Raw genomic sequence first — 14,170 nt, 5'->3', positions numbered from 1 at the left:
ATGCCGACCGCCTTGATCTGTTGCGACAAGTTCAAGGGGTCGGCATCCTCGCGTGAGGTGTCTGCGGCGCTTGCAAAGGGCCTGGAGTTCTCGGGCTGTCGCGCGGTCGCGCTGCCGCTGGCTGACGGCGGTGACGGCACGCTGGAAGTCTTCGATGACCTGGGATACCACCGCAGGACTGCGATGGTCCGTGGTGTGGACGGGGAGTGGGTGTCGGCGGAGTACAGCCTGGAAGATGCCCCTGTGGGTCCCCTGACCGGTGGCCGCCGGACTGCGGTGATCGAGATCGCGCGCGCCTGCGGGCTGGAGATGGTCTCGGTCGACGGCGAGGTACCCGCGCCCGAGTCCGCCCGACAGGCCGGGTCCTGGGGCGTCGGGGACCTCATTATCGCCGCGCTCGACGAGGGCGTCGGGCGGATCATCCTCGGACTCGGCGGGAGCGCCACCACGGACGCGGGGTCCGGCATGGCAGAAGCATTGGGCGTTGTTTTCCGGGATGCGTCCGGTGGCATGGTCACCCGGGTCAGGGACATGGCGTCCATCGCCGCCGTCGACCTGGACAGGCTGGATCCCCGGCTGGCGGAGGTGGAGGTCGTTATCGCTTCCGATGTCCGCAACCCGCTGTGCGGCCCGGACGGGGCAGCGGCAGTCTACGGCCCGCAGAAAGGTCTGGCACCGGAGGACATTGACGAGGTGGACAGTGCCGTCCAGGGTTTTGCCGCTGTGGTCGAGGACGCGCTCGGTATGTCCGGGACAGCCGAGCTTCCTGGTGCGGGTGCAGCCGGTGGTCTCGGATTCATGGCGCTGGGGTTACTGGGCGCGCAGATGCGCTCCGGTGTCGGTCTTGTTCTGGAGGAGACCGGGCTTGTCGGTGCACTCGGCACCGCTGACCTGGTCATTACAGGGGAGGGTCGGCTTGACGCACAGACGCTCAGCGGGAAGGCCCCGGCCGGAGTCGCTGAACGCGCACGGGAGAACGATGTCCCCGTCGTCGCTGTCTGCGGGCAGAATCAGATTGATGCTGACCAGGCCAGCGCCCTGTTCACCGCCGTATACAGCCTCGTGGACTACGAGCCGGACGTGGAGAAGTGCCTCCGCGATCCGCTGCCGATCCTGGAACGCATCGGGTTCGAGATCGGGACAGGGCTCAACCGGTGAATCACGGTTATGCTGGGCCGCATGACTGACCGTCCTGTCACCCGCCACACCATCTTCCAGAACTCCCTGATGACCGCTCTGCTGGACGGCATCTACGACGGTGAGATGACCGTCGGAGAACTGCTCGGCAAGGGGAACTTCGGGCTGGGCACCTTTGATGCCCTTGACGGCGAGATGGTGATCATCGACGGCACCTGCTACCAGCTGCGGCACGATGGCAGCGCGGTGCGTGCCGACCTGGAGGCGAGGAGCCCGTACGCGGTGGCGACCAACTTCGTGCCGCGGATTCGTCGTCGCGCCCCGGAGAACATCCGGCGTTCCGAACTGTCGGACTTCATCGACGAGATGACACCGTCAGAGAACTACATGTACGCAGTGCGCATCACCGGACGGTTCAGCGACGTGACCACGCGCACCGTCGTCCGGCAGTCGAAGCCGTACCCGCCGATGACCGAGGCGGTGGGCGACGACGCAGAACAGCATTTCACCGATGTGTCCGGGGTGATCGCGGGGTTCCGCACGCCGATCTTCGAGAAGGGGATCTCGGTACCGGGATGCCATGTCCACTTCATCGACGACGGCCGAACCGTGGGCGGGCACGTCCTGGACTTCACGCTCGCCGAGGGCAAGATCGAACTGTGTCCGGGTACGGACCTTGACCTGCGCCTGCCGCTGACGTCGACGTTCTCTTCGGCGAATCTCGATCCCGAAGACCTGGACGACCAGTTGCACGCCACCGAGGTCAAGGACTGAGGATCATCCCACCGGTCGCGACGGAGCGGCGGTGACCTCGGTGGTGCCGGTGCGCAGGTAGTCCACGACGGTGTCGTCCACATCCGTGTTGCCCACGCCGACCTGGGCGTGACCTGGCCCGTCCACGCTGATGACGTGACTGTTCATCGCCTCCGCCATGGGCCGGTGGGTGCGGTAGATGGTCTGTGGATCGCCGGTGCCCTGGATCTGGAGCGGCCGGACGTCCAGGGCATCACCGTTGATGTCCACGACCGGAGCGTTCGGCTCGATGCCAGCACAGCTGATTCCTGCCGCGGCAGTGTCACCGGGGAGGGAGAAGACGTCCTGTTCGACGAAGTTGTTCCACAGTGCCCCGGGGATTCTCAGGGGGTCTGCAGCGACCCGGTTCTCGTTGCAGATCACCATGGACTGCATGGCCTGGGCTGTCTCCACCTGGGTTAGGAGCTCGGGGTCAGCGTCAGCTTGGGCTTCAATCTGCTCCTCCGGCGAGGGGAGCTGTGTGGTGCCGTTGATGATCTCTGCCAGTTCTCCCCAGAACTGCGGCTGTGGCAGAACCTGGCGTGTAGCCGCCAGGGTCGGTGATGCAGATTGCCTCGCGCCAGGGGCGCTGACCATGCGGAACAGGTTCTCCAGTTGGGCCTGCGGCTGGCCTGTTGCGGTGAGGATGTCCGCAGCGGGCTGACCGGCCCACTGTAGTCCTTCGGGCAGGTCACCGATCTGGGCCGGCGGCGGAACCACCGTCGGATTCGTTCCGGATTCCTCCACGATCACCCGTGACCAGGCTCGGTACACCTCCAGAGGTGTCTTACCGAGTCCGTAGGCGTCGTTGTTGTCCGCGGTCCATTCCGGGAAGTCGTGGAGTGCACCGGTATAGCCGCCGGTCTGATCATCGAGGGTGCCTGCCCAGGTTCTTTTCTGGTCCGACCCGGAATCGAGGACGAGTTTGTCGGTGTGCTCCGGGAACAAGGTCGAGTAGGCGGATCCGAGGTGGGTCCCGTAGCTCACCCCCATGACGGAGACGGTGTTCTCGCCGAGGGCTGCACGGACATCGTCGAGATCGTGTGCGATTTCCGAGGTATTGACCGAATCGGTGTAGCCGGGCGTGCCGATCTCGCAAGCAGCCTGGAAATAGCCTGCCGATTCCGTGAGGTTCGCGCGCAACGGGTCCCAGCCGGTCGGTTCGTGGTCACAGTCCAGAGGCGTGGAGCCGACAAGGCCACGTGGTTGGACGGCGACCATGTCCCACTCGTTCTTCATGTCCTGTGGCCACTGGAGCAGGTGGTCCTGAGCGCCGATGTGGGTGTACGCATCGTCCCCAGGGCCGCCGGGAACGGCGAACAGCGTCCCCCTGCGTGCGTCAGGGTCGCCGGCAGGGACGCGGACGAAGCCGACGGAGAGCTGTTCGCCGTCCGGTTCTGCGTGGTACATCGGGACCTCGATACGTCCGCACTCCACGGTATCCACGGTGACCTGGTCGGGACAGGCTTCCCAGGTGATGTCCCGGGACGTGGTGGTGTCAGCCAGGGCTGGTGGGAGCTCGCCGGCGGTAACCGCGACGGCTGCCAGGACGGCGAGGACGGACATGCGGGAACGCGAAGACGCAGATTCTCCTGAAACGTCGTGGGAGGATTCTGAATCAAATGTATATGACAGCTCAGACGTGATGAGGTTCGGGGTCTGACCGGGCACGGTGCCGCCACGTACGACCCCTTGTCCGATGCCGCTACTCCGTGTAGCGTCCACACACGCAAACAGACCGATCTGTCCGTCAGCAGATCTCACGGGAGGACCTTATGCTCATCACCGGACTGGCCGTCGGCGCCGTCCTCGGTTTCGTCATGCAACGCGGACGGTTCTGCGTCACCGGCTTCCTGCGCGACATCTTCACCCAGTGGACGTGGCGTGGGGTGACCGCGCTCCTGGTCGTCATCGCCGTCCATGCTGTGGGGCTCACCGCCCTGATGAGCGCCGGGGTCATCGACCCGGTCGTCAGCGATTTCGCTCCGCTGGCCGTCATCATCGGCGGCTTCGTCTTCGGCCTCGGCATCGTGCTGGCTGGCGGATGCGCCTCCGGCACCTGGTACCGGTCCGGGGAGGGGCTCGTCGGCTCGTGGATCGCCTTGGCAATGTATGCGTTGTCCTCAGCGGCGATGAACTACGGTCCACTGTCGGGCATGAACGACTGGCTCGGCGGGTTCACCGTCGGCGCCACGACGGTACCCGAGACCCTTGGCGTCAGCCCGTGGGTATTTGTTCTCCTCGTCGTCGCTGTCACTGTGGTGTTGGTACGTCGTTTTGTCCTGCAGGACCGTGCCGTCCCGAAACCGGCCACCCTCGCTCCGACGAAGACTGGCCTGGCACACATCCTCACCGAGAAGCCGTGGCACTTCTACGTCACCGCTGCGGTCATCGGTGTCATCGGCGTGATCGCCTGGCCACTGTCGGCTGCCACCGGACGAAATTCCGGGCTCGGCATCACCACTCCCTCGGCGGATCTGGCCTCCTGGCTGACCACGGCGAACCCGGCGAACTGGAACTGGGGCGTCCTGCTGGTACTCGGCATCCTCGTCGGTTCTTTCATCGCGGCCAAGGTGTCAGGCGAGTTCCGGGTCCGGGTTCCGGACGGACGGCAGGCGGTACGCTCCGTCGTGGGCGGCGTGATGATGGGCGTCGGCGCGGTGTGGGCCGGTGGCTGCACCGTCGGTAACGGTATGGTCCAGACATCACTGTTCAGCTACCAGGGGTGGGTTGCGATTGTGGCTATTGCTCTCGGCGTCGGTGCGGCAGCGAAGATCTGGCTGAAGCCGGACCAGCCCTACAACCCGCAGGACGACGGCCCGTCCCGACGTGTGGACGGAGATCTCGCCCCTGCCGCGGCCGAGATCCCGGGCGGCACCAGGACGTCAGGCAGTGCCGTGCTCACCGCACCAGTCGTGAATGCTTCCGCGCTGGGGGTCGTCGGTTCGTCCCCCGCTGACAAGGGCAGTCTCACCGACCTCGGCAACGGGCGTTGGAAGATGGACACCCTGGGTGCTGTGTGCCCGTTCCCGCTGATCGAGGCGAAAGACGCGATGAAGCGGATCAACGTCGGAGAAGAACTCGTCATTGAATTCGACTGCACCCAGGCGACGGATGCGCTGCCGCGTTGGGCGGCGACGGACGGACACGAGGTCACCCAGTTCGAGACCGCCGGGGACGCCGGTTGGGTGATCGCCGTGAAACGCGGCGCGTAGCGAGGGACGATGTGCCGGGGAACTATCGCGCCCCCGGCATACCCCCGGTGAACGGGGTTTCGCTAGCCTGTCATCATCGACGTTTCAGCCAATTCCTCGCCACCGGCCTGGCGGTACATCCCCGGCCGGTCCTTTCGGCGGTTCCTCGCATGTGGCTGTAGCGACCTCGCCGGAAGTCTGACGTTCCGGACGTTGCTCGCCCTGTTCCCCGCGCTCATCGCGCTGGTGTCGATCCTCGGCCTGTTCGGGCAGAGCGAGGAATCGGTCGTATCCATGCTCAACGAGGCGGAGGACATCGTTCCGGATTCCGCGTGGGGTGCGGTGGAACCGGTTCTGGCGGAGATCCTGAATACTCCGTCTGCCGGCCTCGGACTCGTTCTCGGTCTGGTGACAACCTTGTGGACCGCGTCCGGTTACGTCAAGACGTTCGGGCGGGCGATGAACAGCATCTACGACACCACCGAGGGACGGGGGCTGATCAAGTACAACCTCCAGATGTACCTGCTCACCGCGTTTCTGCTGGTGCTCGTGGCACTCGGAATCGTGGCGTTCGGCCTGTCCGGTCCTTTTGCAGAGCTTCTCGGCTCGGCGGTCGGGCTGGAAGAGACTGCGCTACGGGTCTGGGGTGTAGTCCGTTGGTTCGTGATCGCAATTGTGATCATCCTGCTTGTGGGGTTGCTGTACCGGACGACGCCGAATATTCGGGTTCGTGGCATGCGGTGGGTCAGCGCCGGCGCGGTGCTGGCGATCGGGGGAGCGGTGCTGGCGTCGATGGTCTTCTTCTTCTACGTCGTGAACTTCGGCAACTACAACGCGACGTACGGGACGCTTGCCGGAGTCATCATCCTGATGCTGTGGCTCTTCATCGTCAACATCGTGCTGTTGCTCGGTGCGGTCGTGGACAGTGAGGTCGAACGGGTGCGGCAGTTGAAGGCGGGAATGCCGGCGGAGGAGAGTCTGCAGCTCGAGGCCCGCGACACCGTGGCCATTGAGAAGGCGGAGGACCAGCTGGCACGCGACGTGGAGCGTGCCAGGACGGTGAGGGAAGCAGCCGAGGCGCACGAGGGCCACGAGTCCGGCTGTGCTGATGAGGACGGGGAAGCGAGCCCGTCGGGGCGGTAGTGCGTGGGGTGCGAAGGAGGGGTATCGGGCTCGCCGCCTAGTGATCCCGAACACATTTTTCTCGCGTTTTCACTTCCGGAATGAATGCTTCTCGGGTATCGTTCTGTGACACGTACTACATATCCACGACGACACGACGGAGGACACCATGTCTTGCCCGTATTCCGGCAGCGATGCAGAACTCGCTGATGCAACCGCTGACGGTTCGACCACGACTACTGAAAACCCCGCCAGCAAGAAGTTCCGTCGCGGTGGCAAGGGGGACACGATCACCCGCGCTGACGAAGGTTTCTTCGGTCCCGACTCGGTCGCTTGGAAAGTGTGGACCTACCCGGCATCTGCATTGCAGGGATTCTTCCGTGCGGTGACCATCGAGCACCTTGACCCGGACCTTGTCGCCGCCGTTGATGCGTCGGGTCAGGTCATCAAGCGCATGCCCGTGCGCTACGACCGCACGATGGAGTACTTCGCCGCTGTCACTTTCGCGGATGCTCAGACGGTGACCCGGATGTCTGACATCTTGATGAAGGTCCACGACCGCTCCTACGGCGTGAATCCGGTCACCGGGAACAACTACGAGGCGAACAAGCCGTCTTCGCAGCTGTGGATTCTGGTCACTGCCTGGCACTCGATCCTGTACGTCTACGAGAAGTTCGGCCCCGGGAAGCTTTCCCGTGACGAGGAGAACGAGTACTGGGCGCAGATGTCGATTGCGGCTCAGTTCCAGCCGATCGACCTGGATGATGTGCCGAAGACCCGTGGTGAGGTGCAGGCCTACCTGGACAGCTGGCGCGAGAAGCTCTCGGCGTCTGAGGCTGCGGTCTACAACATCTCTGAAATCCTCGATGCCTTCGAGAATGCGTTTGTCGACCTGCCGAAGCCGTTGCGCGTGGTTGCCCGCCCGCTGTTCCGTCGGAGTGTCATCGCGACCTACCCGCACTGGATGCGGGGCATGGCGGGCTTGAAGCAGTCCAAGGCTATGGATGCAGCGATGTTCGCACTGTGGAAGCCTATCCTCTCGGCGTTTCACCGCTCTCCGAGCGCTCTGATGTGGATCGTTCACCGGATCTGCCCGCGTGCTGAACGCTACATTGAGCCGGCAATCCGAAAGATCCCGGCGGAGTCACCGAGGGTGTACACCCCGGAGGTTGCCCGTCGGATGTTCGGCAACCCGAAGACCCCGCGTGAACAGCGCGAGGATCTGCTGAAGCTGCGTGCCGAAGGTAAGGGTCAGAAGGCCTACGGCCACAACCACGAGGACACGATCCTCGAATTCAAGAACGCCGAGTCGGAGGCGACCACCGAGGAGACTCTCAGCTCCGACGGCTACAAGGTCGGATAGGGCCGATCTCCGGTCCGGATGTTCCCGGACTCCGTCTACTCCTCCGGTTGGCCGCGTACCGCGCGGTCGGCCGGTTTTTCGTCTGTGCCGTGCCTGTCCCGGCTGCTTTTACGGCGCCGGTCCCGCACCACCAGATACACGACGAATGCCACGACTGCCAGCACCAGGGCGACATATACCCACGTGGAGTAGCGGTCCATCACATCAGAGACGGTAGTCCAGTTCTCACCCAGAGCCACGCCCAGCCAGATCAGCACGCCATTCCACACTCCCGAGCCGACCAGGGTGAGCAACGAGAACTTCAGCAGGCCCGTGCGGTGCACGCCGGCCGGGATGGACACGAGGCTCCGGACGCCAGGTACCAGACGTCCGAAGAGGATCGATGCCTCCCCGTACCTGCTGAACCAGTGCAGTGCCTTGTCCACATCCTCACCCTCGGTGAGCCACATCTTGTCCGCGATGGCGCGAAGTCGCTCCGCGCCCACAACGGCGCCCAACCAGTAGAGCAACCATGCGCCAAGCATGGATCCCGTCGTGGCTCCAAGGAAAGCGGCCCATACGTTGAGCTCCCCCAGGGTGGAGCTGAAACCGGCGAGGGGGAGGACGAGTTCGCTGGGGATCGGCGGGAACACGGTCTCGATGAGGATCGCGAGGCCGACGCCGACGGCGCCGAGGGTGTCCATGAGGGAGACGACCCAGTCGACGAGAGAATCAAACACGTGGGTCCTCCGGAATGGTCAGACGGGAATAGGCCATAATCCAGATAAATATAGCGACTGTAGCTGGGAAGGCACTGGCAGACGGCTGGGAACGCAGAACGACGGTTACTGTCTCGGGATCGGACAGTAACCGTCGTTGTGGCCTGGGCGTAAGCTGCTGCTAGCCCTTCAGCGACTCCAGCGGGGCGAAACGCTCGCCGTAGGCCGTGGCGAGCTCCTCGGCGCGGGCAACGAATCCGGCGACACCGCTGGTCGGGTAGTCGTCACCGGCATCGGCGGGCAGCGGGGCTGCGGCCGGACGGGCGTAGTTGCTGATGAACTGGCGGGAGCCACCGGTCCACGCCGGGTAACCGATACCCAGGATCGAGCCGATGTTGGCGTCGGCGTCCGAGGTCAGCACGTTCTCGTCAATGCAACGCTGGGTCTCGAGAGCCTCGATGAACAGCATGCGCTCGATGAGGTCGTTGAGCGTCGGAGCACCGTCGCCAGTGGTGGAGTTCAGGTCGGCACCGGCGGTGGCCGCTTCGCCGTCGGGGACGGTGACCGGGGTGATACCCAGCTTGTCGCGGACCTCGCCGCGCAGGCCGGACCACAGACCAGCGCGACGGCCGTTCTCGTCGTACTCGTAGAATCCCTTGCCCTCGAGTTTGCCGGGACGGTCGAAGTCGTCCAGCATCGCGTCGACCAGGGCATTGACGCCGCCGTCGTCCACGGAGACGCCGGCAGCCTTGGCAGCGGCGGCGGTTTCCGCGCCGATCTTGCGGGCCAGTTTCAGGTTCAGCTCGTCCTGCAGCTGCAGCTGCGGGGCGGGGTAGCCGGCCTGCCGTCCGGCGGCCTCGATCACGGCGGGGTCGACGCCCTCGACGAGCATGCGCATCGCTTCGTTGAGCACCGTGCCGATCACGCGGGAGGTGAAGAACCCGCGGGAGTCATTGACCACGATCGGGGTCTTGCGGATCTGGCGGGCGAAGTCCAGGGCCTTGGCGAGCACGGCCGGGTCGGTCTTCTCGCCGGAGATGATCTCGATCAGAGGCATCTTGTCCACCGGAGAGAAGAAGTGCAGGCCGATGAAGTCGTTCTGGCGGTCCACACCCTCGGCCAGGCCGGTGATCGGCAGCGTGGAGGTGTTGGATCCCAGGACGGCGGTGGACGGCACAGCCGCCTCGATCTCGGCGAACACCTTGTGCTTGAGTTCGGTGTTCTCGAAGACGGCTTCGATCACCAGGTCGACGTCGGAGAGGTCAGCGTAGTCGGCGGTCGGGGTGATGCGGCCCAGCAGGGCGGCCGACTTCTCTTCGGTGGTCTTGCCACGCTTGAGGGCCTTGGCCTCCAGTCCTTCGGAGTAGGCCTTGCCCTTCTGTGCGTTCTCCTCGGAGATGTCCTTGAGGACGACCTCGATGCCGGCCTTGGCGGCGACGTAGGCGATGCCGGCACCCATCATGCCTGCACCGATGACGCCGACCTTGCGGAACTCGGTCTTCGGGTAGGGCGTGCCGTCCTCCTGCACGGGACGGGAGCCGCCGCCGTTGCAGTGGTTCAGGTCGAAGAAGAAGGCCTGCATCATGTTCTTGGACGTGGGGCCGGTGACCAGGGACACGAACCACCGGGTCTCCACGGCGGTGGCGTCCTCGAAGCGTTTGAGCTGGGCTCCCTCCACGGCGGCGGACAGGATCGCCTGCGGGGCGGGCATCGGTGCGCCCTTGATCTGCTTGGTGACGTTGGCGGGGAAGCTCGGCAGCATCGCTGCGAGTGCCGGGGTGGTCGGGGTGCCGCCGGGCATGCGGTAGCCCTTCCGGTCCCAGGGCTGGGACGCGTCCGGCTCCGAGGCGATCCATGCCTTCGCGGCGTCGATCAGCTGGTCAGCGGGGACAATCTCGTCGATCAGGCCGGTGTCTTTGGCTGCCTCGGCACTGAACTGGCGTCCCGTGGTCAGCACCTTCATCAGGGCGTCCTGGATGCCGAGCATGCGGGTGACGCGTGCGACGCCGCCACCACCGGGCAGCAGGCCAAGGGTGACTTCGGGCAGGCCGAACTTGGCTCCCCTGGTGTCCGCGGCGATGCGGTGGTGGGTGGCCAGGGCGATCTCGAGCCCGCCGCCGAGGGCGGTGCCGTTGAGCGCGGCGACGACCGGGACGCCGAGCGTCTCGATGGTGCGCATGTCGGCCTTCATCTGGTCGATCTGCTTCTGCAGTGCCGGGGCGTCAGCCGGGGTGGCGGTGATCATGGATTTGATGTCGCCACCAGCGAAGAATGTCTTCTTCGCGCTGGTGATCACGACACCCTTGACGTCGCCGGCCTCAACACCGGACTGCAACTTCTCCGCGGTCTCCTTCACGGAGTCTCGGAAGGCGTCGTTCATGGTGTTGACGGACGAGCTGGGGTCGTCGATGGTGAGGGTGACCACGCCGTTGCCGTCGGTCTCCCAGGCGATGATGTTGTCGCTCATGAGGTGTATCTCCTTCAGGTGTTCAGCAGTGGTTAGACGCGCTCGATGATGGTGGCCACACCCATGCCCGCGGCGACGCAGAGGGTGATCAGGGCGTAGCGTCCGCCGGTACGGTGCAACTCGTCGACGGCGGTGCCGGTGATCATGGCACCGGTGGCGCCCAGCGGGTGGCCCATGGCGATGGCGCCACCGTTGATGTTGAGCTTCTCGTCCGGAATGTTCAGGTCACGCTGGGCGCGCAGAACGACGGAGGAGAACGCCTCGTTGATCTCCCAGACGTCGATGTCGTCGGCGGCGAGACCGGCCTGCTCCAGTGCGGCGCGCGCCGCCGGGGCGGGGGCGGTGAGCATGATCGTGGGCTCGACACCGGTGGTCACTGCGGCGACGACGCGTGCCCTCGGCGTGAGGTCGTTCTTCTTGCCGGCAGCCTCGGAACCGATCATCAGCAGGGAGGCGCCGTCGACGATGCCGGAGGAGTTACCGCCGTGGTGCACGTGGTTGATGCTCTCGAGCTGCGGGTACTTCGTCAGGGCCACGGCGTCGAAGCCGCCCTGTTCGCCGATGGCGGCAAAGGCAGGACGTAGGCCGGCGAGCTTCTCCGGGGTGGTTCCGGGGCGGATGGTCTCGTCGCGGTCGAGTACGGTCACGCCGTTGCGGTCCTTGACCGGCACGACGGAAGCGCTGAAGCGTCCTTCCTCCCAGGCCGCGGCGGCACGCTCGTGGGAGCGGGAGGCGTAGGCGTCGAGCTCCTCGCGGCCGACGCCGTCGAGCGTGGCGATGAGGTCGGCGGAGATACCCTGCGGGATGAAGTCGTTGGCGAAGGAGGTCTCCGGGTCCATGGCCAGGGCGCCACCGTCGGAGCCCATCGGGACGCGGGACATCGACTCCACACCGCCGGCGAGGACGAGGTCCTCCCAGCCGGAACGGACCTTCATCGCACCGAGGTTCAGTGCGGTCAGGCCGGAGGCGCAGTAGCGGTTGATCTGCACACCGGTCGCAGAGTAGGGCAGGCCCGCGTTCAGGGCAGCGGTGCGGGCGATGTCCATGCCCTGGTCGCCGAGCGGGGTGACCACGCCGGAGATGATGTCACCGACCGCTGCCGGGTCCAGCCCCGGGTTGCGGTCGAGGATTTCGGTGATAAGTCCGCTGAGCAGGTCAACGGGTTTGACGGTGTGGAGGCTGCCGCCGGGCTTGCCTTTACCGCGCGGGGTTCGTACGGCTTCGTAGATGAAAGCCTCGGGAATGCTGTTGTTCGTCATGACGGTCCTCACTTGCCTCACTTGTTGGTGCGACGACATCGGTGTGCAACATGTGTCGCCGATCACTCTATCCCTATATCTGGTTGCATGTGGCATTCGGGCGAGGTTCGGGGGTGCCGTTTTCCTGCGGTTTTGTGTCGTGAAGCTACATGTGGCGGTGGATGGGGTCGTTCCTGCGGGCCGACGCGGAGGGGTCTGTCATGTGAGCCACCGCACGGGTCATACAATCACCCTTCCTGTGACCCCGGAGGTGGCTCAGCTGACAAGCCGAGGACGGCCCAGGGAAGGGACCGTGTTGCCGGGGTGGCGACGCCTGATGTCCGACGCGGTCGGTCACCTTCGCTGTAGCACCAGAACCAGGTTCGAGACCGCCAGTTCCCGCACTCCCGGGACGTTGACCATCCACCACGCCCACCACGGGTGGTAGCGGGGGAAGGCGGCGAGGAACTCGGCGTCCTGCGCGCGCTGTCCGGCCGCGGCGTCTTCCGCGTAGCGCAGCCCGTCGGCGCAGGAGACGTTGAACAGGCTCTCTCCCCAGCGGTTCTTGGGCGGGTGCCCGTTCGCCCTCTCGTAGCGTCGGGCGGCGAATTCCCCACCGACGTAGTGTTGCCACAAGCCGGTTTCATGCCCGCCGAAAGGCCCCAGCCAGCAGGTGTAGGAGTAGATCATCAGTCCGCCCGGCCGGGTGACGCGCAGCATCTCGTCGGCCATCCGCCACGGGTCGGGGACGTGCTCGGCGACATTGGAGGAGTAGGTGATGTCGAAGACCCCGTCGGCGAAGGGCAGGTCCATGCCGGAGCCGCGCACCGAGGACTGCAGCCGGATCCCCGCCGCAGCCATCTCGCCGACATCCGGCTCGCAGGTGACATAGTCACCGGGCCCGACCCCTGCCGCAGCGAACGCCTGGCCGAAATAGCCGGGGCCGCCGCCGACGTCGAGAATGCGGCGTCCGCGGAGGGAGGCGCCGGACCCATCGTTCCAGAGGTCGGTGACAAGACCGACGGTGTCCTCGGCGAGGCGACCGTAGAACCTGTCGGGGTCGCTCTGCTCGAAGCGGAAGTCGCCGAGCAGGCCGAGGGAGCGTCGCAGTGTCGCGCGTCGACGGAGAGTAGGGAACCGGGAAGGGGAGGAAAGAGCGGAAGGATCCGAGGGCATGTGCTGATGATCTCACTGCGGGTTCCGTGCAGGAAATACGGTCGGGGGCTGCCGCGCCGGGAGCCCGGGGTCACTCTTTGGGCATGATCAGCCGGCGAGGGTAGGTGACGAAGACGGGCTCGATGTCCTCTTCAGGCGTGGTCGGGTCGTTCCAGATGATCTGCATGGTGACCTTGTCGCCTTCGACCCGGACCACGAAGGCGTCGAAGGTGTCGGAGCCGAAGACGATGCGGACGGTGTCGCCTGCTTTCGGGTCTATTGTGTTGGGGCTAGTCATTGCCGGTCACGGTCCTCTCCTCGGCTGGTGACTATGGTGATCTCCACCAAGTATCTCCTGACCACGGAGTTCATCGCAATGGCGAGCTCTGTCAGTCTCTTTCTCGTGTTTCCCCAGTAGGCAAAGGTCATCTGTTGCTTGGTGAAGAAGATGTCGATTCGTTCCTGATCACTGTGGGCCACCGCGTTCCGTATCCTGACCAGAGTTTCCAGCGATGCTCGCCAGTCCGGGTAGTCCTCGGGGTGCAGCTGCTGAACACGCCGCCAGATCGGCAGGCCAAGAGATCGGAAGTCCTCGTCTATGACCGACGGGGTCGGATTCTTGTGGTCGAGTCCCCGGCCCTTTCTTATGGCAGCGGTTGTGAGTGCTGCCAGTTGCTCGGTCGGCCACGCTGCCTCTTCGATGAGGGCAGATACGGCCTCGTTGTGTAGGTCGCGGCAGAACCCCTGGAACTCGGCGACCAACGCCGGGTACAGCGTCCGGTCGATGTTCTCCACGGCTCCGACAGCTGCTGTGCGATTCATGCTGATGGTCTGTCTGGCGAGAGCAAGGCTGTCCAGGAGTGCACCGCGGCTTGTCCGCCATGTCTCCAGTGCATCATGCTCCCCCATGCACAGAACGGTAGCTGCAGGTAATCAATCTCTCGGGGACGCCGAGCACGGGAGTCCTTGAGGCTGTGTACAACATTGTGGCTGTGCACAGTTCT

At 65.1% G+C, this 14,170-nt stretch carries 12 protein-coding genes; 5 read left to right on the top strand and 7 right to left on the bottom strand.

What is annotated here, in order from left to right; translation table 11 throughout:
• On the top strand, positions 1-1,158 hold the full coding sequence (locus CGLY_RS15130; protein WP_038550456.1) for a glycerate kinase: 1,158 nt from the start codon (positions 1-3) through the stop codon (positions 1,156-1,158).
• Between the two features lie 21 nt (positions 1,159-1,179).
• Positions 1,180-1,911, top strand: a complete 732-nt coding sequence (gene budA / locus CGLY_RS15125) for an acetolactate decarboxylase (RefSeq protein ID WP_038553463.1) — start codon at positions 1,180-1,182, stop codon at positions 1,909-1,911.
• 3 nt (positions 1,912-1,914) lie between these two features.
• Here the strand turns inward: budA and CGLY_RS15120 are convergent, their stop codons facing one another.
• Positions 1,915-3,495, bottom strand: a complete 1,581-nt coding sequence (locus CGLY_RS15120) for an alpha/beta fold hydrolase (protein ID WP_038550455.1) — start codon at positions 3,493-3,495, stop codon at positions 1,915-1,917.
• Positions 3,496-3,704: 209 nt separating this feature from the next.
• Between CGLY_RS15120 and CGLY_RS15115 the strand changes: the two genes are divergently transcribed.
• From CGLY_RS15115 to CGLY_RS15105, 3 genes are all read left to right on the top strand, one after another.
• Positions 3,705-5,144 carry a YeeE/YedE thiosulfate transporter family protein gene (locus tag CGLY_RS15115; RefSeq protein ID WP_038550453.1) on the top strand — a complete coding sequence of 480 codons (1,440 nt, stop codon included), beginning with the start codon at positions 3,705-3,707 and terminating at the stop codon, positions 5,142-5,144.
• Positions 5,145-5,336: 192 nt separating this feature from the next.
• Positions 5,337-6,266, top strand: a complete 930-nt coding sequence (locus CGLY_RS15110; RefSeq protein ID WP_265101953.1) for a YihY/virulence factor BrkB family protein — start codon at positions 5,337-5,339, stop codon at positions 6,264-6,266.
• A 148-nt stretch (positions 6,267-6,414) separates the two neighbouring features.
• On the top strand, positions 6,415-7,608 hold the full coding sequence (locus CGLY_RS15105; protein ID WP_038550452.1) for an oxygenase MpaB family protein: 1,194 nt from the start codon (positions 6,415-6,417) through the stop codon (positions 7,606-7,608).
• 35 nt (positions 7,609-7,643) lie between these two features.
• Here the strand turns inward: CGLY_RS15105 and CGLY_RS15100 are convergent, their stop codons facing one another.
• The 6 genes from CGLY_RS15100 to CGLY_RS15075 form a co-directional block, all read right to left on the bottom strand.
• The gene (locus tag CGLY_RS15100) at positions 7,644-8,327 is read right to left on the bottom strand and encodes a DedA family protein (protein WP_038550450.1); all 684 of its coding nucleotides are present in this window, start codon (positions 8,325-8,327) and stop codon (positions 7,644-7,646) included.
• Between the two features lie 160 nt (positions 8,328-8,487).
• On the bottom strand, positions 8,488-10,773 hold the full coding sequence (locus tag CGLY_RS15095) for a 3-hydroxyacyl-CoA dehydrogenase NAD-binding domain-containing protein (RefSeq protein ID WP_038550448.1): 2,286 nt from the start codon (positions 10,771-10,773) through the stop codon (positions 8,488-8,490).
• Positions 10,774-10,805: 32 nt separating this feature from the next.
• Positions 10,806-12,032 (bottom strand): acetyl-CoA C-acetyltransferase, encoded by a 1,227-nt coding sequence (locus CGLY_RS15090; RefSeq protein WP_038550446.1) that lies wholly within the window; start codon positions 12,030-12,032, stop codon positions 10,806-10,808.
• A 333-nt stretch (positions 12,033-12,365) separates the two neighbouring features.
• Positions 12,366-13,187 carry a class I SAM-dependent methyltransferase gene (locus CGLY_RS15085; RefSeq protein ID WP_038550444.1) on the bottom strand — a complete coding sequence of 274 codons (822 nt, stop codon included), beginning with the start codon at positions 13,185-13,187 and terminating at the stop codon, positions 12,366-12,368.
• 70 nt (positions 13,188-13,257) lie between these two features.
• Positions 13,258-13,464 (bottom strand): hypothetical protein, encoded by a 207-nt coding sequence (locus CGLY_RS15080; RefSeq protein WP_038550443.1) that lies wholly within the window; start codon positions 13,462-13,464, stop codon positions 13,258-13,260.
• A complete protein-coding gene (locus tag CGLY_RS15075) occupies positions 13,461-14,075 on the bottom strand; it encodes a hypothetical protein (protein WP_038550442.1) in 615 nt (204 codons plus the stop codon). Before CGLY_RS15075 ends, CGLY_RS15080 begins: the two co-directional genes overlap by 4 nt.
• Positions 14,076-14,170: the final 95 nt, after the last annotated feature.

This window comes from Corynebacterium glyciniphilum AJ 3170 (assembly GCF_000626675.1).
GTDB classification, from domain to species: domain Bacteria; phylum Actinomycetota; class Actinomycetes; order Mycobacteriales; family Mycobacteriaceae; genus Corynebacterium; species Corynebacterium glyciniphilum.
This window is presented reverse-complemented; position numbering and strand designations above follow the sequence as displayed.

Coding starts and splice junctions, on each gene's coding strand:
- CGLY_RS15090 (WP_038550446.1), bottom strand. CDS start 12,032: ATGACGAACAACAGCATTCCCGAGGCTTTCATCTACGAAGCCGTACGA.
- CGLY_RS15095 (WP_038550448.1), bottom strand. CDS start 10,773: ATGAGCGACAACATCATCGCCTGGGAGACCGACGGCAACGGCGTGGTC.
- CGLY_RS15115 (WP_038550453.1), top strand. CDS start 3,705: ATGCTCATCACCGGACTGGCCGTCGGCGCCGTCCTCGGTTTCGTCATG.
- CGLY_RS15080 (WP_038550443.1), bottom strand. CDS start 13,464: ATGACTAGCCCCAACACAATAGACCCGAAAGCAGGCGACACCGTCCGC.
- CGLY_RS15130 (WP_038550456.1), top strand. CDS start 1: ATGCCGACCGCCTTGATCTGTTGCGACAAGTTCAAGGGGTCGGCATCC.
- CGLY_RS15085 (WP_038550444.1), bottom strand. CDS start 13,187: ATGCCCTCGGATCCTTCCGCTCTTTCCTCCCCTTCCCGGTTCCCTACT.
- budA (WP_038553463.1), top strand. CDS start 1,180: ATGACTGACCGTCCTGTCACCCGCCACACCATCTTCCAGAACTCCCTG.
- CGLY_RS15105 (WP_038550452.1), top strand. CDS start 6,415: ATGTCTTGCCCGTATTCCGGCAGCGATGCAGAACTCGCTGATGCAACC.
- CGLY_RS15075 (WP_038550442.1), bottom strand. CDS start 14,075: ATGGGGGAGCATGATGCACTGGAGACATGGCGGACAAGCCGCGGTGCA.
- CGLY_RS15120 (WP_038550455.1), bottom strand. CDS start 3,495: ATGTCCGTCCTCGCCGTCCTGGCAGCCGTCGCGGTTACCGCCGGCGAG.